The sequence below is a fragment of the Candidatus Phycorickettsia trachydisci genome (assembly GCF_003015145.1).
Lineage (GTDB): Bacteria > Pseudomonadota > Alphaproteobacteria > Rickettsiales > Rickettsiaceae > Phycorickettsia > Phycorickettsia trachydisci.
Genome location: NZ_CP027845.1, coordinates 1,292,306 through 1,310,952, shown reverse-complemented (window position 1 = coordinate 1,310,952; position 18,647 = coordinate 1,292,306). Strand labels below are relative to the sequence as shown.

15 protein-coding genes are annotated in these 18,647 nt (G+C 33.3%); 5 read left to right on the top strand and 10 right to left on the bottom strand.

Going from position 1 to position 18,647, the window contains the following annotated elements:
* The first annotated feature begins 2 nt into the window (after window positions 1-2).
* Both phytr_RS05645 and phytr_RS05640 read left to right on the top strand, forming a co-directional pair.
* Window positions 3-1,415 (top strand): SurA N-terminal domain-containing protein, encoded by a 1,413-nt coding sequence (locus phytr_RS05645; RefSeq protein ID WP_106874890.1) that lies wholly within the window; start codon window positions 3-5, stop codon window positions 1,413-1,415.
* Window positions 1,416-1,843: 428 nt separating this feature from the next.
* Window positions 1,844-3,313, top strand: coding sequence for an ankyrin repeat domain-containing protein (locus tag phytr_RS05640; RefSeq protein ID WP_158706893.1), 1,470 nt, complete (start codon window positions 1,844-1,846; stop codon window positions 3,311-3,313).
* A gap of 37 nt (window positions 3,314-3,350) precedes the next feature.
* On the opposite strand, the gene folP is transcribed toward phytr_RS05640, so the two are convergent.
* Together folP and phytr_RS05630 are read right to left on the bottom strand one after the other, a co-directional pair.
* A complete protein-coding gene (folP, locus tag phytr_RS05635; protein ID WP_106874888.1) occupies window positions 3,351-4,115 on the bottom strand; it encodes a dihydropteroate synthase in 765 nt (254 codons plus the stop codon).
* Complete coding sequence (locus tag phytr_RS05630; protein WP_106874887.1) at window positions 4,105-4,266, bottom strand: zinc-finger domain-containing protein; 162 nt, start codon at window positions 4,264-4,266, stop codon at window positions 4,105-4,107. Before phytr_RS05630 ends, folP begins: the two co-directional genes overlap by 11 nt.
* Before the next feature lie 81 nt (window positions 4,267-4,347).
* Between phytr_RS05630 and phytr_RS05625 the strand changes: the two genes are divergently transcribed.
* Window positions 4,348-5,121 carry a 3-hydroxybutyrate dehydrogenase gene (locus tag phytr_RS05625; RefSeq protein ID WP_106874886.1) on the top strand — a complete coding sequence of 258 codons (774 nt, stop codon included), beginning with the start codon at window positions 4,348-4,350 and terminating at the stop codon, window positions 5,119-5,121.
* 2 nt (window positions 5,122-5,123) lie between these two features.
* Here the strand turns inward: phytr_RS05625 and phytr_RS05620 are convergent, their stop codons facing one another.
* The 6 genes from phytr_RS05620 to phytr_RS05595 form a co-directional block, all read right to left on the bottom strand.
* Window positions 5,124-6,710, bottom strand: coding sequence for an ankyrin repeat domain-containing protein (locus phytr_RS05620; protein WP_106874885.1), 1,587 nt, complete (start codon window positions 6,708-6,710; stop codon window positions 5,124-5,126).
* A 266-nt stretch (window positions 6,711-6,976) separates the two neighbouring features.
* Window positions 6,977-7,735, bottom strand: coding sequence for a ParA family protein (locus phytr_RS05615; protein ID WP_106874884.1), 759 nt, complete (start codon window positions 7,733-7,735; stop codon window positions 6,977-6,979).
* Window positions 7,728-8,312, bottom strand: a complete 585-nt coding sequence (gene rsmG / locus phytr_RS05610) for a 16S rRNA (guanine(527)-N(7))-methyltransferase RsmG (protein WP_158706892.1) — start codon at window positions 8,310-8,312, stop codon at window positions 7,728-7,730. The genes phytr_RS05615 and rsmG overlap by 8 nt, the downstream gene beginning before the upstream one ends.
* Before the next feature lie 10 nt (window positions 8,313-8,322).
* Window positions 8,323-10,176 carry a tRNA uridine-5-carboxymethylaminomethyl(34) synthesis enzyme MnmG gene (mnmG, locus tag phytr_RS05605; RefSeq protein WP_106874882.1) on the bottom strand — a complete coding sequence of 618 codons (1,854 nt, stop codon included), beginning with the start codon at window positions 10,174-10,176 and terminating at the stop codon, window positions 8,323-8,325.
* A gap of 206 nt (window positions 10,177-10,382) precedes the next feature.
* A complete protein-coding gene (locus phytr_RS05600) occupies window positions 10,383-11,063 on the bottom strand; it encodes an outer membrane protein (RefSeq protein WP_106874881.1) in 681 nt (226 codons plus the stop codon).
* Between the two features lie 952 nt (window positions 11,064-12,015).
* Window positions 12,016-12,426 (bottom strand): hypothetical protein, encoded by a 411-nt coding sequence (locus tag phytr_RS05595; RefSeq protein ID WP_106874880.1) that lies wholly within the window; start codon window positions 12,424-12,426, stop codon window positions 12,016-12,018.
* A gap of 417 nt (window positions 12,427-12,843) precedes the next feature.
* Between phytr_RS05595 and phytr_RS05590 the strand changes: the two genes are divergently transcribed.
* The gene (locus phytr_RS05590) at window positions 12,844-13,869 is read left to right on the top strand and encodes an IS481 family transposase (RefSeq protein ID WP_234352508.1); all 1,026 of its coding nucleotides are present in this window, start codon (window positions 12,844-12,846) and stop codon (window positions 13,867-13,869) included.
* On the opposite strand, the gene phytr_RS05585 is transcribed toward phytr_RS05590, so the two are convergent.
* Entirely contained in the window at window positions 13,833-15,710 is a 1,878-nt protein-coding gene (locus phytr_RS05585; protein ID WP_106874879.1) for an ankyrin repeat domain-containing protein, read from the bottom strand. The genes phytr_RS05590 and phytr_RS05585 overlap by 37 nt on opposite strands.
* A gap of 9 nt (window positions 15,711-15,719) precedes the next feature.
* A complete protein-coding gene (locus phytr_RS05580; RefSeq protein WP_106874878.1) occupies window positions 15,720-16,376 on the bottom strand; it encodes an ankyrin repeat domain-containing protein in 657 nt (218 codons plus the stop codon).
* A 312-nt stretch (window positions 16,377-16,688) separates the two neighbouring features.
* On the opposite strand from phytr_RS05580, the gene phytr_RS05575 reads away from it, so the two are divergent.
* The gene (locus phytr_RS05575; RefSeq protein ID WP_106874877.1) at window positions 16,689-18,623 is read left to right on the top strand and encodes an ankyrin repeat domain-containing protein; all 1,935 of its coding nucleotides are present in this window, start codon (window positions 16,689-16,691) and stop codon (window positions 18,621-18,623) included.
* The last annotated feature ends 24 nt before the right edge of the window (window positions 18,624-18,647 follow it).

The following is an 18,647-nucleotide window of genomic DNA, read 5'->3' as shown; positions in this document are numbered from 1 at the left end:
CGATGCTGTCAAATCTGCGCAAATTACAAGATAGTAATGCAACTAAATTCATTATCTTGCTAATTGTGGCCGCTTTTTTAGGACTCGGTTTATCTGATTTAATTCGTGGAAGCCGTAATGCGTCAAACTCTGACGTGGTCTCTTTTAAACAAGCCCCAAACATCACAAGACAGGATGTTTTTTTAAAGATGCGTTTCTTTGGTGTTGATTCAAATACGAATCCAGCTATTATGGAGCAAATAATTTTGCCAGACCTAATTAAGGAAAAGTTATTACTATCTGTTGCCAAAAAATTCGGATTATCTTTTAATGATCACTCTATTGCTGAATTTATCAAACAAAACCCTGCGTTTCAAAATGAAAATAAGGAATTCGACGAAGCAAAGTTTAAAGAGGCAACTCACCGTCTTGGGTTAAGCCAAGAGCTATATCTAGCACAAATACATAATTTACTCATTCAAAATACCTTACATTTCTGCTTTACAAGCATATATGTACCTCAAATTTTAAGACGCGGGCTTGAAAACTTTTACAGTACAGATAAAAACATAACTCTAGTTAAGGCGGATGCGTCTAAGTTTAAGATAAAATCTTCTCTAAAGCAGGAGGAAATAGAAGAGTTTTTTGATCAAAATAAGGAAAGCTTCACCTTACCTGAAATGCGCGATATATCTTATGTAATCTTAGATAAAGATTTTATCAAGAAACATATGAATGATAAGGTAAAAAGCATTGAAGAGTGCACTCAAACCATTGAAGATGAAATAGATTATAGCGGTTCTCTTGAACTAGCAGCAGAAAAATTTAACTTTAAGCTCATAAAACTAAAGAATCAAAGTTTAGAAGCCTTATCGAGTAATAAGGAGCTAGCCCCCTTAGCAGAGCAGTTATTTACAATCGACATGGTAGATATTCCTGAAGTATTTAAAATATCAAAGGATCAACATATCATCTTCAGTGTCAATAAAATATCACCAAGTCACCTCCCAGAATTAGACATAGTAATAGAACAGGTGAAGGAAAGGCTACATAAAGTAAAGTCTTTAGAAGCTATGGAAAAAGCTTTATCCAACCTCAAAACTAAACAAGAATTACTAAGATTTGCAAAACAAAATAAATTTGAGATCAAGGAGGAAATAATTAATATCAGAACTGAACTAAAACTACCAACTGAACTTGCAACATCTATAATCAACACCCCAAAAGCTGGAACCATCTTACCTCCACTAATTAATGGAGATATGGGATATGTAGCCTATATCAACAGCATAAAACCTAATGCAAAATTAAAAGAAGAAATGCAGAAAGCTATAATTAAAGAAGCACGCACAAGCTATATAGGCGATTTACTATTTTATCTCAACGATATTAACGAGGTCAAAATTAACTATGCAGATCCTATGCTTAAACAGTAATTTTAATAGTTAATAACTGGGAGATAAAAATCGAGCAATGTTATTATAATCATTTTTATTAATTCATCCTTCGTTTTCCATAAAATTCGATACCAAACATCTTACTACGGCACCGTAAAATGGGCGGTAATCTCTCGTTTTGATAAGGTGAAATCCGTTTTTGGGGGCTTTTTTGCTATGGTTTTTGTCAAATTAGAGGTTCACAGTGCCTATATTTTTCGCATCCAGGTTGACCCATTAAGTAAATGATTTTGCTTGTCATAAATACCCAACATTGCTTATTATTTTTATCTAAATCTTCTATATGGACATTATATTTAAAAGATAATATATTTAAATTATATAAAAGTTAAAATAGTATTCTAATGTTTTATTATATTTCATATATCACATCTTATGCCGTAATGTTTACTCTAGAGTTTTTTATTATGCCAACAATAGATGTTATTACTTACATTAGAGGCATAATTAATCCTGATTTTAGAATAAAAACATATTGTACGAAAGGCAAATATGAACAGTGTAAAAAACTGTTAGATAATGATGTAACAGATATTAATTATAAAGATTCCTCAGGAAATAGCCTTTTACATCTAGCTATAGAAGGGGGAAATAAAGATCTAGCAGAATATCTTATCGATAAAGGCGCTTATGTAGATTCAAGAAATGAGGAAGGCAAGACACCTTTGCACTATGCTGCAAGTAAAGGAAAAAATGAATTAATAGAAATGTTAATTGACAAAGGTGCGGATGTTAATGCAAAAGATAATTCAGGAGATACTGTATTAGATTTGGCATCAACGGGTAAGGCTACGTATTTATTGATTGATAAAGGAGCTAAAGTGATTGAACCTATCGATGAAGGGACGGCATCAACAATTCATAAAGCTGCAGCTAGAGGTGTTACCAAAAAAGTTGTGGCCTTAGTGAAAAAATATCCTGAGCTTCTTGAAAGTGTTGACTCGGAAGGTCAAACTCCTTTTTATAAGGCCTCACTATATGGAGAACATGAAACAGCATTAGCATTAATCAAGCTCGGTGCTAAATGCGATATTAAAGATAACAAAGACATAGGTCCTTTAGAAGTAGCCGGAGATAATAATGAGTTCTCTTATGTAGAATATATATTTTTTAGTTTTTCATCAGATGAATATGATCAGTGTAAGACGATCATAAATTTAATAAATTATGGAGCGCAACTAACTCCCCAAAATTTAGATACTTTCATACATAAAAAGCTTATAGGAGGTAAAACGTTGCTTGAGTCATTGATTGATAATGAAAAAAAAGAAATCAAAAAAATACCCTCAGGAGAAAAATTGTTAGCAATGAAGTTGATACAACGCAGCATGGAGGAATCATTAGATCGTGTACATAATTTTGTAGCCCACAAAATAAATCAGTCCTTTAATTTTGAGGAACAATTAGCAAATTTTTGTCTTAGTGCTCAAAAACATATTGATAGCAAAGAAACCTACCTAATTGACATAGATATTATGCGTAAAATACACGAATATTTCCCTCATAATCCACAACTGACGAAATGTATGGAGCATGTAAATAAATGCGCTGCTACCACTGTAATTAAATTTTTTTCACAAAAAGAATTTACCGTATATGATGCACAGTCGGTAGTAGGACAAGGTACAGCAGAACAAAATATTGGAGAATATCTTGAACTCGAGTCTCTTGCATCTCTTTTAAAAGCTTCCACTCAGAATGAAGTAGAACAAAACCAATATTTTAGCTTTAAATCTTTATTGTTAACACCATTAAACTTATTAAAATCTTGGATGCCTTCAGCGGATATACACCAAGTAGATAATGATCCAAAACAAGATGATACGTCCTTAGAACAGACAGGAAATGTCTACGATAAAGGGGAAATATCAAGTTGAAAAGTAAAAAATTGAGGTTAATTGACTGCAAATAATTTTAGAGAAGTGTGTTATAAATGTCCAAAAATTGCTTATTTAAAGCTACGTTATGCACTCTGATGTGCTGTACTTGCTTTTGTGCCACATATAGCGATATAACCCCTGTGGCCGCATCTTTATCATCTATGCCTAATAACTTCATGTAGCTTTTGCGAGAATGCCCTACTAAGAGAGGCAAGTTAAATTTATGTAATTCTGCTATATTTTTAAGTATCTCTAAGGATTGAGATGCTGTTTTCCCAAATCCTATGCCTGGATCCAATATCAAATTTGATGATGACAGTGATTCTAGTTTTTTTTCAAACCACATCGATACCTCTTCTATTACATTTAATCCTTCAGGAATCGTTTTAGATGGATCGGCAGGTACTCCCAAATTATGTATTAATACAGCTGGAAGTCCTGAGTTTTTGACTATATCTAACATTATAGGATCGCTAAAACCGCTTACATCATTGATAATATCAATGTAATTTATCGCTCTTTTAATTATCTCCCCTTTAGTAGTATCTAAACTAATAATCACATCTTTTTTGATTTCTTTGATTAATGGCAGTATATCTTTAATTCTGCTCCATTCTTCCTCAAAACCTAAAACGTTGGCGCCAGGCCTAGTTGACTCTCCCCCAATATCAATCACATCAGCGCCCGAGTCGATTAGATCTTGAGCATGCCTTAAAGCATTCTCTAGAGAAAAATACTTACCACCATCAGAAAATGAATCGGGTGTGATATTAATTATTCCCCATATCTTAGGCTTCATTCTTAATAAATTTCTTGCTGCAGTAAGGACAAATCACTTCCTTTTTTTGTGGATCAATTTTTAAGTAAACCTTAGGATGGTCATGCAAGTTTTCTTTGCCATAGCACACTGTATTGTCGCTATCTATGTAACATGTTTCAAAATTTTTCATCTCTGCCCCTTAGTGTTTGATAGACATATGTATATATTACAGTATATCTAAAATTATCGATTAACTTTTTACTAATATTTTATGTTAAAAACTGCAATTGTGACCGGCGCAACAAGTGGTATCGGTTTAGAAGTAGCAAAAGCTTTAGCTGCAAACGGCAATAACATTATAATTAACGGCTTTGGAAAGCCCGAAGAAATTCAAAATGCCGTAAATAGTATTCAAGAGCATGGCGTCAGATGTAAACACTATAACTGTGACCAATCAGATCCAGCTCAAATTAAATCAATGATCTCTCAAGGTTTAGAAGAGTTTGGTCAAATTGATATTTTAGTCAATAATGCTGGTATTCAAAAGGTATCGCCAATAGAAGATTTTCCCGAAGATAAGTGGGAAGCAATAATAAGAATTAACCTTATTGCTGCATTTTATACAATTAAAGGAGTCATTCCTTCTATGAAAAAAAATGGTTGGGGTAGGATTGTAAATATTGCCTCAGCCCATGGACTTGCGGCATCTCCCAATAAGTCAGCATATGTTTCAGCTAAACATGGTATAGTTGGTTTGACTAAAACTGTAGCTCTTGAAGTTGCAACAAATGGTATTACAGTCAATAGCATTTGCCCAGGATACGTTGATACCCCTTTAGTACGAGGGCAAATTCCAGATCAGGCTAGAGTTAATGGAGTTAGTGAGAAAGAGGCGTTAGAAAACATAATATTAGCTCCACATGCTATAAAGCAGCTCATACATCCAAGTGAAATAGCCAGCTTAGCTGTCTACCTATGTAGTGATGCAGCTAAATCTATCACGGGTACAGCACTGCCAATAGATTGCGGCTGGACTGCAAGGTAATCCTATACCGCTAAATCAACTTTTCCTGTCGCTTCAACTGCTTCATCGTGGATTTTTTCTAGAAGTCTATGTTCTTCAGGAAAAGTTGAGATTTTCAAATTTTGCAAAAGTGGCTCTAAAGCATTATCGCAAAAGTACTCTGTAATAAGAGCATGGAATGTATCATCTTTTAATAATTTTAGATTTTTCATTACATGAAAAGCTAGCATATCTTCATCTTGGATATTTCCTATAGCTCCTATTTTGAATAGGTTATATCTTAGAGATTCAAGTTTATAATTTTGATTCGTCACAATAGATTTTTGCAGATATGGAGTAACCTTTCTTAAAGCAACATATAAATCTGGATATTCTATTTTTAGTTTTTCTTTATCGATATCTTTTATACCTTTGAGTAATGAAATATTGCGATCTATGTCTCCTATTTTGCCCCGTTTAAAAACCTCATCTAATATTTTGTAATCAATATTGAGTATAGTAATTACATTCTTTACCAGAGGATCAACTAACGCACGAACATTATTGATGAATTCCATTATAGTGCTATAAGATTCTAGATGATTCAGTTTCATCTGATCTTTGCAGTGTATATATTCCTGATCTAAATTAGCTATTTTATATATGCTAAGTATGCTATGTCTTATATCTGGTCCTGTTAAACCATCAAAAAGCTTTGTGTGGTTTAGATTGAAATGGCTAATCTCATTAAATAATTGATTAGAGATATTGTGTACTAGTTTTTGCCCCTCAGCACTTTCTGGAAAATAGCTTATTAAGTCATATCCGGCACCAAGAACATGCAACAGACCCATTATTTTTTCCAACATATGGATATTATTGACCTTTGTAATTTCATCAAGATTTGTAGTTAATGCGTTCAGTAAATCTAAATTTTGCCGTAAATTGAGACCTGCTCGGCAACTGCATAATAGGAGAGCAACATCAAAGTTATCATTTTTCACGGAGTATAATACATTATCTATACCACTAAAGTCCGCCATTTTATCATGAAGCCATCTAATTATATCAAGGTTTCGGTTTTCTACAGCAAGACTTAAAGCATTTTTACCATCTTGATCCATAGCATTAATATCTGCCCCTAATGCAAAAAGCATTTCCATTCCTTCGATATTCCCTTGATCAGCCATTAAGGCAAAAGGTGTTTTAAGGTGTATGTTGCGTCTTAGCCCATCGGCACCATTATCTATAAGAAGTTTTAAAGTTTTAAGTTGATTATTTTGAGCTGCCCAAAAACAAGCATTTTCATCCCATCGGTTTAAAAAATGCAAATTTGCTCCTTTTTCTATAAGTAAGGTTGTTGCTTCATAACTAAAGCCAGCAGCATAATGCAAAGGAGTATTACCCTCTGGATTTGATTGATTAAGATCTGCTCCATTATCAATAAGCAGATTCATCATTTTAATATGTCTTAAACGTATTGCAGTTTGTAAAGGTGTAATATTGAACCCTAAATTTACTGCATACACAACATTTGTATTAACTTGAGCACCTTGATCAATTAAGCTTTGGGCTGCTTCAAGGTTATTAAATTGTACAGCTTGACTAAGCTTGAAATTTATTTCATCCATAATTTTATGATTTAAATTAACTTGAATGCTGTTAGCAAATTTTTTAAATTTTTATGCTAAGAATTTAAAAAATTCAAGCTCTTAGAGCACGTGATGAAAATAAAAATTTTAATAGCATCTACGTTGATTATAAATTTATCAAATTATTTAATGTAATACTCGATGTGTTAATATACCAATGAGATTGAATCAGTGATTTTAAAGTCAAAAGTTCTCGTTATATTGGTTAAGCAAAAGAATCTATTTAGTAAGTGGTAGTTTTTATCTTATATGGATCCTAAAATCTCTTTTACTAGATGCATGTAAGCAACTGAACCACTGCATCGATGATCATATATGATAGCTGGTTTACCATAAGAAGGCGCTTCAGATAGCTTAACATTCCTAGGAATTACAGTGTTGAATACTAACTTACCAAGACAATTGCGCACATCTTGTTCTACAAGCTCAGTAAGTTTATTTCGCTTATCGTACATCGTAAGCAAAATACCCATAATATTTAGGGATGGATTGAACTTTGCTTTGATTATCTTGATGATCTCTAGTAGATGACTTAAACCTTCTAATGCTAGAAATTCGCATTGCATAGGTACTAGTATATCTGTTGCAGCAACTAGTGCATTAATAGCAATCATTCCTAAAGAAGGGGGGCAATCTATAATGACGTATTCATGGTCAGTGTTGGCAATTTTGTCTTTAAAAATATATTCTCTATTACGTAAAGATTGAAGCTCGATATCAAGAGCAGCTAAATTAACATTTGCTGGTAATAAATCGAGCAATTCAAAATTTGTCTTTGTTAAGATTTCTTCTAATGTAGTATTGCCCGTAAGCAAGTTATATACAGTGACCGATCTATCAGCAAGGCTATTTCCTAAACTGCTACTTGCATTACCTTGAGGATCAAAGTCAACTAGAAGAGTTTTTTTTCCGATAATACTAAGGGCTGCTGCAACGTTAACAGCCGTAGTAGTTTTACCTACTCCTCCTTTCTGATTTACAACCGCAATGATTTTTTTACTCATTATTATGCTTCACTAACACTATTTTACTTAGAGGACTATACCTACTTTGCTCAATTTGAAAATTAAAATCTTTCGTATCTGGAATTTCGTTAGCAACCTCTGGCCCTTTAAGCAGTAACATAAATTTTTTAAACCTCACATATTTTGTGCACTCAAGAAGCTGATTTATTGATGCAAAAGCTCTTGAGGTTATTATATCGCACTCTATTTGCTGTTTTTCGATTCTATCATTTATTATACGCACAGGAAAGTTACTAATTTTAGATGCTTGCAATAAAAATGCAGCTTTTTTTGAATTAGACTCAATTAAAGTAACATTTTGCATTCCTAAAATAGAAAGAATAATCCCAGGCAGTCCTCCTCCAGAGCCAAGATCTATTAATGAAACATCTTTATTATTAATATACTTCATTAACTCAGCGCATAAAATAATATGTTTATTCCAAATATCAGGTATATCATTTTTGGAAATCAAATTAATTTTTTCATTCCATTTAATCAGTAATGCAATATATTCTTCTAGTTTTGATATTGTTTCACGTGAAACGTTTAGATCTTGTGATAACTTTTGTTTCACGTGAAACATTTTAACAGTGCGTTTTAGCGTGAATAAGAATTGCCATTAGTGCAGCTGGCGTCATTCCTGAAATATATTTTGCAGCGGCAAAAGTTACTGGATTTACTTTTTTTAGCTTTTCTTTTAGCTCTGTAGGTAAAGCCTTGATTGAATCGTAATTAATGTCTTCAGGCAATTTTGCCTCCATTTCCTTTTTTAAGAGCTCAATATCTAAATTTTGTTTTTCTAGATATTTTTCATACTTAGATTCAGTAGTAAGAAGATCTAAGTACTTTTTAGCTACATTCGCTATGTCTGGAAAAATAGAAATTACTGATTCTAAGTCGAAATTTGGAAGACCTAATAATTCGAAAGCAGTTTTTTTACTACCGTCTTGCGCAATTTTAAAACCTAAGCTTGCAAGACGACTTGAAGTTATAGAGTAATTTTTCAATACCTCTCTAGAAGTAAAAAGCTTTTCTTTTTTTTGCTCAAATAATTTATAACGTTCATTTAAAATGCAACCTACTTCAATACCTTTTTGTGTAAGGCGTAAGTCTGCATTGTCTGCCCTTAACGTAATTCTATATTCAGACCTTGAAGTAAACATACGATAAGGCTCTGTTACTCCGGTTGTAATCAGATCATCAATCATTACTCCGATATACGCATCTGATCTATCTAGTATAAACTGTCCTTGCTGCTTTGCTGAAAGAGCCGCATTGATGCCAGCGATAATACCTTGCGCGCCTGCTTCTTCATATCCTGTAGTGCCGTTAATTTGTCCAGCTAAGAAAAATCCTTTAACTTTTTTAGTTTCCAAAGTCATTTTTAGCTCACGCGGATCTACATAATCGTATTCAATTGCATAACCGGGACGAAGCATTTGGGCCTTTTCTAAACCAGGTATAGTTTTTAAAAATTCTTTTTGTGCCTCTTCTGGTAAAGACGTAGAAATACCATTAGGATATACCCAAAAACTATCCAACCCTTCTGGCTCAAGGAAGATTTGATGGCTTGTTTTTTGTGCAAACTTCACAATTTTATCTTCGATTGATGGACAATACCTCGGACCAACACTTTGGATTGCTCCTCCATACATTGCGGATTTGCCAAGATTAGCTCTAATAATTTCATGCGTTTCTTCAGTAGTGCGAGTTATAAAACAAGGTATTTGTTTCACGTGTACTTTTTCTATCATTTCAGAAAAAGGACTCGGGATGCTATCACCATACTGTGTTTCTAGATTACTATAGTCAATAGTTCTGCTATCTATTCGAGGCGGCGTCCCCGTTTTCAGTCTTGCAACTTCAAAACCGCAACTTTTAAGGGTATTGGACAGACCATAGGAAGGCTTTTCATTAATCCTACCTGCTGGAAAATTTGTAAGACCTATATGAATAACTCCAGAAAGAAAGGTTCCCGTTGTAAGCACAACGCTTTCTGCCAAGATTTCAGATCCATCTTCTAATACTACGCCACAAACCTTTCCCGCTTTAATAATAAGATCTTCTACGCTTGCAAAAAGGCATGAAAGGTTAGGGTAATTGCACATCTCTTTTTGCATTGCAGCTTTGTAAAGACTTCGATCAACCTGAGCTCTGGGACCCCAAACGGCTGCTCCTCTGCTTTCATTTAACATCTTATAATGAATACCAGCTTGATCAGTAATCCTCCCCATCACGCCATCTAAAGCATCTATTTCTTTCACAAGCGTGCCCTTACCAACTCCTCCTATAGCGGGGTTGCATGATAGTTCGCCTAAGTTGTTAACGTCTTTAGTAATAAGTAAAGTTTTGGCCTGCATGCGGCTACTAGCAGCTGCTGCTTCAACACCAGCATGCCCTCCTCCTATTACAATTACGTCGTAATGATTCTTATGCATTTATGAGTTTTAAAAAGATGTCTGCTTTATTATAGCATAAAGTTATTGCTATAATTAATTCCAGCACTTAAATAATACTAAATAAAGCCTGCTAAAGCAAGGTGGAAGGTTATTTAATATACTTAAAAGGATTAAATTGAGAAAGAGAATTTTATAGACAGGTCCTACTAGAGCTTGTAAGCCCTAGCAAGATCTGTGATGCAAAATTAGATATCCAATCTTAATTTTGCTAAGATACTATGACCACGTACATTGGTTTTATAAGGTGTCCATCCGTCAGTAGCATCATCAGGTTTTTTCTCCTGCGCTTTTCCATAATCTTTCCAATTATACTCTAAACCTAATTTTATTCTATCTGTAGCATCAAACTCAGCTCCTACAGCAACAGAGTAAGCAAAGTTATATCTATTTTTAAACTTGTAGCTTTTATTGTTTGATGTATATGTTCTTTTACCTTGAACGTTTGCTAAACCGACACCCCCCCCAGCGTACAATCTAGCTGAGTCGGAAATTTCAAACAAATCAACATAGCTTTTTAATTGTAATGCAGCAACCTTCAACTTAACGGTAGCGTAATCCTTAAAACCTGCATTTAACCTATTAAACTGCTGGGTACTCTTGTTTAGAAAAGGTTTGTTAACTGCTACCTCTACTCTAAAGTTATCTAATGCATAATAACCAACGCTAACACCCATATCAAAAGCTGTATTAGGTGTTTTGGATTTATATCTTAAAGAATCGGTATCTCCATTTTTAGAAGCAGCAACTTTATTTTGTAAAAATCCTCCCAATTCGCTACTGAAATAGAATTTACCTTCTTTTACATTTTCTGCTGATGCAGAGAAGGCAACAGCTGTTGCTAAAAGTGCTAAAATTGTTTTTTTCATATGTAATCTTCAAATTAATATTTATTAAGGCTCGTGTGTTTTGCGTACTAATTATCCACCTCGTGCTTAATATATATTATATTTATAAAAATAATTTGTCAAACACATGATATAATATGTGATACTTTAGCCACAGTGTTGCAAAAATATCACACCATGATACTTTTAGCAAAGTTTTTATGGCATTGCGCTACTGCAAAGATAGTTAGGATTCACACGAGAAATAACAAGAAAGTTCAACTATTTCTGCTGATTTTGAATAACAATGAGGCCTTCTTCTAAACGGGCTAAGTAATGTCTGACGTGACGGTTAATACTTTCCAACTACATTTGTTTGTTTCTTGCTTTGAATAAGTTTCCCTTCGGGTATTAAGTCCCTATAAATCTTGCAGTGATCTGTACAAAATGTTCTAATTTTGTACCTATCAAGCTTCGACAGTAGACTCCTTAATGTTTAGAGCCAACTTCAATGGACAGGATCTTTTGCATGGCACGAAAGACAGCAAATCATATCCATATTTTTCTTTATTTTTTTTAGGCATAATGCCACATCTCATCAATTTCAACTACGTCAATCACTTTAATCTAATCAATACTTTGGTTGTTAATAGTTTGTTTAATAACAACAGCTTTGTTCTAAAGTATTTCTGACGACAAACTCACTTTAATTAGCAATAGCTTTAAATGCTATCCCTTCTTTGATTAAAGACAAAGCTTGTCATTTTATGCTAGAATCAATTCCTCTGGACATCAAATCGATGATGAATTGCTAATGATTTAATAGTATTATCATTTAGGCAAAATATACATTCCATATAATTTATCTATTTTATTGTTCTAGTAAAAATTATATGAGTATTGCAGCTATCTTCTAGTATGTAGTGCGAGATGTTTGAGATAATGACTTAATAAAAAGTCATTATCATTATTTTTAAGTCTGGAATCAAGAATTTTAGTTTAAGCAAACAGCTCCTACATCTGAATCCACATGATCTCCCATTACAGGAATATAGTGATGTGATTCTACTGATTTAGCTGGCATATATTCTTTAACTTCATCTACGTGCATAAATTCGTGAGCTAGATTGTTAACAAATGCCAATGCTGTAACAATATCAATCATTTGTTGACCTTGAGGAGAGATTGTATAGCCGAAGGCTTTATTTAAGATATAAATACATCCTTTAAAACCAAGATATGGTAAACTGTAATGAGTTGCGCCATATGCTTTTTTAAATGTATTTGACTGATTGTTTAAAAAAGAACCTTTTATTGTCGTCAATCTCAACAAGAATGAATAAGCACTGCATGTATAAACTGCATTATTGAATTGAGCTGAGCAATTTGCTATTTGAGCAAACATATATTTTTAATTCATAAGTTAATATTGCGGTAACTATGCCATTCTAGCAATTTATAAAATAATTGTCAATAGTTCTTAATAAATTTTTTAAATATATACTTTAAGCATGGTATATTTTATTAAAATCAATAAATAAGTCAAAGTATTTTTGGTTCAGTTTAATTTTGTTAGAACGTTTTTTAAAGTAGCCTAAAAAAACACTTAACTTGGATACTCCTAAACCGATAATATTAAATATCAAACAGATTGTTGAACTCAAAGCTTGGAAGCATTTCCGTAAGAATATAAGATATACAAGATTTTTCTTTGAGAAACGTAAACAGTTTAGATAATGACTTAATAGGGATGTTTAGTTCCATATTGTGATGGTATAAATAATAATGTTATGTTATTAATTGATCCATCTAATAAGGAATCATTAAGGGACAGATTCTACACGCTTGCGCCAAAACGACAGAGGCAGTACGTAAGTATATCCAGAGTAGTAAAGAAAGCATAAATTCTTTAGCTGCCAAATATTCTATTAATCCTAAGACTGTAGCTAAATGGAGGAAACGCAAGTATACATGTGATGCTGCTATGGGGCCTAAAAGCGTTAGGTCTACAGTTCTTTCTGCAGAAGAAGAAGCTGCTTGCATCGCTTTCAGAAAAACAACACTATTGCCTCTTGATGATTGCCTGTATGCTCTACAGGCAACAATACCTCATTTAAGCAGATCCTCTCTTCATCGCCTGTTTCAAAGACACGGTATCAGCCAACTACCTAAAACTGGAGGGGATAAAAAGAACAAGGCAAAATTCAAGTCTTACTCCGTAGGATACTTCCATATTGATATTGCAGAAGTTAGAACCGAAGAAGGCAAGCTTTATCTTTTTGTAGCTATCGATAGAACTTCAAAATTTGTTTATGTCGAACTTTTAGAAAAATCAGGAAAAGTGCAAACAGCTGAGTTTTTAAGAAACTTAATCAAGAAAGTGCCTTATGAAATCCACACTATTCTTACAGATAACGGTATTCAATTTACCAACAGGACTCAAGATAAATATGCTTTTATGCATATATTTGACAAAGTTTGCAACGATACCAACATAGAGCATAGGCTTACAAAAGTGAATCATCCTTGGACTAACGGTCAAGTTGAAAGAATGAACAGAACTCTTAAAGAAGCTACAGTTCATAGGTATTACTATGATAATCATGATCAGCTTAGAGAGCATCTGAATATATTTGTGGATGCTTATAATTACGCTAAACGACTAAAAACTTTAAAAGGCCTTACCCCATTCGAATTTATAATAAAAACCTGGCAATCTAACCCAAAATCTTTTATCGTTAATCCTAACCACCTCATAACGGGACTAAACACTATAGTTTATATTCTTGTTCCGCTAGACCCTGAGCATGCTTATAGTCTGCTTTCTACACTGCCGAGTACACTTTGATCACTATATTCAAGCTGCTCTTCGTGTTGATCAAGAGGGCTTTGTTGGCGTTTGGAATATATAATATCACTTTCTTCTTCATATTTTGCATGCCTTAAACAGAATAGCTTTCCTTGCTCTTTTGTATCAAGAAATTTCCAAAAATGGGCAAATGGATTTTTATCGATCTTCCTAAAATTGGAATTAGGCAAACCTGCTACGACATCATGGGTTAAATCAGAACCAATAGCAGGTATATTAGGTAAAATCTTTTCTATTTTTTTTCGCAGTTTAGTTATATCTTGACGAATTTGTTTATTATGCACCTTATTCGACGTAAAATTTTGACATGCATTTATTAAATCAGGCAGCACAATTTTATCCTTTTCTAGCTCTAATATAACAGCAATGTTGACCTTATCTACAATTGCTCTATGTATCTCTTCTAGCATCTGAATACTAAATCTATGTATCTGGTCTTTTATGTCTAGGTCTGAAAATAATTTCAATGCATTTAAACCTCCGGCAATCTTATAAATTCTGTTCTTGACTTGAAAAATCTCATGCTTTTTTTTAATAAAATAAGCGTTGGCTTCATCAAGTGATTTTGGCAAGACTCCAAAACTATAAAGTAGCAATATAACTTCTCTTGAATATTTTTTAGAGATTGATATATCTAATAAGGATAAGCCTTTATCATTTAGGACATTAAAATTAGCCCCATACTCTCTTAATAGCTTCATAATATCTGTATTATTGTTTTTCAAGGCAGCTTGTATTGGAGTTATACCTTTTAAATCTTTACTATTGAGGTCAGCTTTTTTATGGGATAAAAGCATTTGTGTTACTTTTATATGACCACTACTTGCAGCTCTATGTAAAGCTGTTTCTCCACTTGAATTTTTGATATTCACATCAATCTCTCTACAATCTAAAAGCAACTTTAGTACCTTAATGCGGTTATTTGCTGCAGCCATATGGATAGCGGGAACACCCCAAATTTTCGCATTATTTATCTCAAGCTCATCATATGTTAAAAGTAGCTTGATTATATTATCTTTGCCAAACTCAGCTGTTCTAGCAAAAATAGCACCTAAGGTATCTGAAGTAATTTGAGAAATAGGTAAAAGAAATTTTACTGTCTCAAGATGCTCATTTTTAGCTGCATTAAACAAAATCCTAGGCCAGGTCTCATCGGTAATCTTCACTTTTTGATGAGCTAAAAGTATTTTTAAAACCTCTATATGACCGTTTTGGGCAGCTAAAGTTAAAGGTGTGTTATTATAATAAGTTTCTGTATTGCACTCGATTTCATCATGGCTTAGAAGTAACTTAACTATATTATAATGACCATCAACAACAGCCCCATATAAAGGTGTATTAGAAAAATCTTTGCCTTTGTTTACTTTTATGCCCTTCTGTCCTAAGAGTAGTTCTACTATCTCAGCATATCCATCACATGCAGCTCTATATAGCGGCGTCCCCCCCATACTTTCATAGTTAATATCAATGTTATCATAAGTTAAAAGTAATTTAACAGCTTCGTATTTTCCTAATTTAACAGCTAAATATAGCGGAGTTCGATCACGACTATCCTCTTCTGCGTTAATATCTATCTTACTTAAAGACATAAGTTCTTTAATAACCTCACAATGACCACCTTGAGCAGCTAAGTGCAAAGGCTGTAATCCATCTCTTTCAGGATAAAGCTCAATCTTATCATTCAATAACAATAGATGAACAGTCTCTAACTGTCCTTCTTGAGCAGCTATGTGCAATGCTGTAAATCCTTCGTTTGTTTTATGATTTATGTTAGCGCCTCTTTCTAAAAGTATGTTCACTATTTTGACGTGCCCTTTCACAGCAGCTAATCATAAAGGGGTGACGCCATCTTTATCCTTAGCATCCACAAGGGTTTCATCAAAATCTAAAATAAATTTCACAACATCAATTGCCCCATTTAAAGCTGCCACATGTATAGCCATCCTTCCCCAATTATTTTTCTCATAAATAACTACTTGATTGTAAGCTACGATCACTTTTACAACTTGTAAATGGTTCTTACCAACAGCTAAATCTACAAAATTATGACTATCTTTTGATCTAGCCTCTGTATCTATCTCATCCTGATCCAAAAGAAGCTGCACAATTTGCTCATGACCTTCAAAAGCAGCTAGATGTAAAGGAGTAATGCCTTTCTCATTTTTTACGTTGACGTTAATCCCATCTTGGGCGACAAGAGCTTTTACTATATCCTTATGGCCTTTAAGGATTGCAATATGAAGGGCTGTAAGACCAAGCTTACTTGCTGCATTAATATTAACAAAATCATTTTTTAAAAGCCACTTTACTACCTCCAAATGTCCGTATGCCGCAGCTACCCTCAAAGGGCTTTCTACTAACTCATTAATCGGTCTAGCTCCACTTGCATACAGCTTTGCTAACTCTTTAACATTTCCCCTTTTTGCCACCTCAGACATAGGGTCAGTATAATTAGTATTAGCATCTTGGATGGTTTCTTGTTTCATGATCAAAGAAATTTAAATAAAATTATATAGCACTTCTCCTTTAATATATTTAACTATAACATAAAATGAGTAAATGAAACTATAGAGTAATAGTTTGCATAAAATTTATAGTTTATTACTTTTTATTAAAATACAAGCATCGCTAAAAATTTAAATCATCATTCGAGAATTTTCTCAAGAGAATATAAAATCTTAGTTCATGGCCTCCGTGTTGATTAATTGGGTTCGTGATATTTTTTTGCAGATAGGTAGCGATATTGAATCCCTAAAAATATTAATATAAAATAGTATATATAACTACATATAAATAAAATGAATAAGGACCCTAATAAAAATTGCTCAGACTATTTTGCGTCTTTATTAAGTTCTCTAGCTATTAAAACTGATCCTGCGGTTGATGAAGCCAGTAAGTTAATAAGCGACTTATCTTGGTCTACTTGTTTTAAAAAAAACGAAGTAGCAAGAAGTTTAATCTTAACTATTCTGGAAAAGTTTGGAACCGAGGTTCCAAACCATTGCGGTAGAAGAATTTTGCATTATGCTGCTCGGATTGGTGATGTACAAGCAACACAATTAATTCTAGATAAAAAAGCAAATATAAATTGTAGAGCTAAAGACGGCGAAACTCCCCTAATGGCAGCTGCTGTTAATGGTCGCTCAGATGTTGTACAGCTGCTCTTAGAAAAAGGTGCAAAAGTACATTACCAATACTGGAGTGGTAGATACGATGCTTTAGATCTGGCGATGAGGTCATCATATTCAGATTATAGGTATGAAGATCATATAAAAATCATAAAATTACTCATCAACGCCGGCAGTAATATTAATTCTAATAAACCTGATTGTAAGACGGCTTTAAAGTATGCAGCATGCCATGGATCATTAGAATTAACTAGATTCTTAATAGAAAAAGGGGCGGATTTGAAGCTAGAAGGAAATAAAATAGCTTTAATCATAGCTGCTCAAAAAGGTCATACAGAAATTGTAAAATTACTTTTAGAAAAAGGAGTTGATTCCAGATTTCAAGACCAACATGGAGATAGAGCTTTGTATTATGCATTTAAGAATGGACATAAGGATACTGTAGATGCTTTATTAAGCAATAAGAGAATAAATTTAAGCCATTTATGGTATGCTATCCGTAAGGAACAAGTTGAATTAGTAGAACTGTTATTAGATAGCCAGACAGATATAAATTATCAAGATGTATCGGGGAGGACATTTTTGCACTACGCTGTACTTGCTAAGAGCAAGATGATGGTTGAACTTCTGATTAATAAAGGAATTAGGGTTAATATTAAAGATAAAAATAATGAATCCCCTTTAAGCTATGCCTTAAGAGATTCTAGTTACTTTAAAGTCATAAAGCCCCTTCTAGATGCTAATGCTGATATTCAATTCAAAAATAAAAAAGGAAATAATCCACTTCATATAGTCTTAAGCGAATTTAAAGATCTTACCCCATATTATTCAGCTGGATTCAAAATTTTAAGAATGTTTTTTGATAAAGGTAGTAGCGTAAAAGAAAAAAATAACTATGGCAAATCTGTTTTAGATTTATGCAATGATCCCAAACTACTATTCTTGTTATGTAGCTCACCAGATGTTATTCAGAGTATGGTAAATAAAAAAGCTAATTTATTAATTAAACATGAAGATACTGTTTGTGGATTAATTACAGAAAATTATTTTTGCGATCGCGAAAAGCTAAGAGCTGGAGTGAAAATCTTTAAGGTGTTTCAATCTAATTCAAATAAAGTTAAATCATACAATATTCATCGTTTTGCAAATAACCTTTTTGACATCTTGATCTATTACGACGCTCTAATTGCTCTTGAACCTCACACAATATCTGAAGTAATGTGGTATTCAAGTTTATTAAGCACATTAGGAAAATACTGCTTAAAATCCGGCATTATTAAAAATAAAATAGAGTTTACTATTTTTGACAGAAATGCTAATCAAGAACTAAGAAAATTAGGAACAAAGCTAATTGCTAAAGTTTGGTCGATAGCTCCTGATGAAGAAATGCCCGCTAGAACTTGCGCATTAAATCAAACAGAAGTTATTGAAGCTATATGGAGTTATTTAAATCTGCGTGACCAAGTTAATTTTGCTTCCATCAGACCCCCTAAAACTCAAGCAATCAAGATCAATACCGAAATAACAATTAAAGAAGAGCAAGATATGCTTGAAAATTTAGGTCAAACGGCCTATGAAAAAAATGCTGAATGTCACTTGATGTAGCAAAATGATATTTGGTTAAGCTTT

What these genes read in the sequence shown, in the direction of transcription:
- phytr_RS05645 (WP_106874890.1), top strand. Translation starts at nt 3, where the DNA reads ATGCTGTCAAATCTGCGCAAATTACAAGATAGTAATGCAACTAAATTC.
- phytr_RS05640 (WP_158706893.1), top strand. Translation starts at nt 1,844, where the DNA reads ATGCCAACAATAGATGTTATTACTTACATTAGAGGCATAATTAATCCT.
- folP (WP_106874888.1), bottom strand. Translation starts at nt 4,115, where the DNA reads ATGAAGCCTAAGATATGGGGAATAATTAATATCACACCCGATTCATTT.
- phytr_RS05630 (WP_106874887.1), bottom strand. Translation starts at nt 4,266, where the DNA reads ATGAAAAATTTTGAAACATGTTACATAGATAGCGACAATACAGTGTGC.
- phytr_RS05625 (WP_106874886.1), top strand. Translation starts at nt 4,348, where the DNA reads ATGTTAAAAACTGCAATTGTGACCGGCGCAACAAGTGGTATCGGTTTA.
- phytr_RS05620 (WP_106874885.1), bottom strand. Translation starts at nt 6,710, where the DNA reads ATGGATGAAATAAATTTCAAGCTTAGTCAAGCTGTACAATTTAATAAC.
- phytr_RS05615 (WP_106874884.1), bottom strand. Translation starts at nt 7,735, where the DNA reads ATGAGTAAAAAAATCATTGCGGTTGTAAATCAGAAAGGAGGAGTAGGT.
- mnmG (WP_106874882.1), bottom strand. Translation starts at nt 10,176, where the DNA reads ATGCATAAGAATCATTACGACGTAATTGTAATAGGAGGAGGGCATGCT.
- phytr_RS05600 (WP_106874881.1), bottom strand. Translation starts at nt 11,063, where the DNA reads ATGAAAAAAACAATTTTAGCACTTTTAGCAACAGCTGTTGCCTTCTCT.
- phytr_RS05595 (WP_106874880.1), bottom strand. Translation starts at nt 12,426, where the DNA reads ATGTTTGCTCAAATAGCAAATTGCTCAGCTCAATTCAATAATGCAGTT.
- phytr_RS05580 (WP_106874878.1), bottom strand. Translation starts at nt 16,376, where the DNA reads ATGAAACAAGAAACCATCCAAGATGCTAATACTAATTATACTGACCCT.
- phytr_RS05575 (WP_106874877.1), top strand. Translation starts at nt 16,689, where the DNA reads ATGAATAAGGACCCTAATAAAAATTGCTCAGACTATTTTGCGTCTTTA.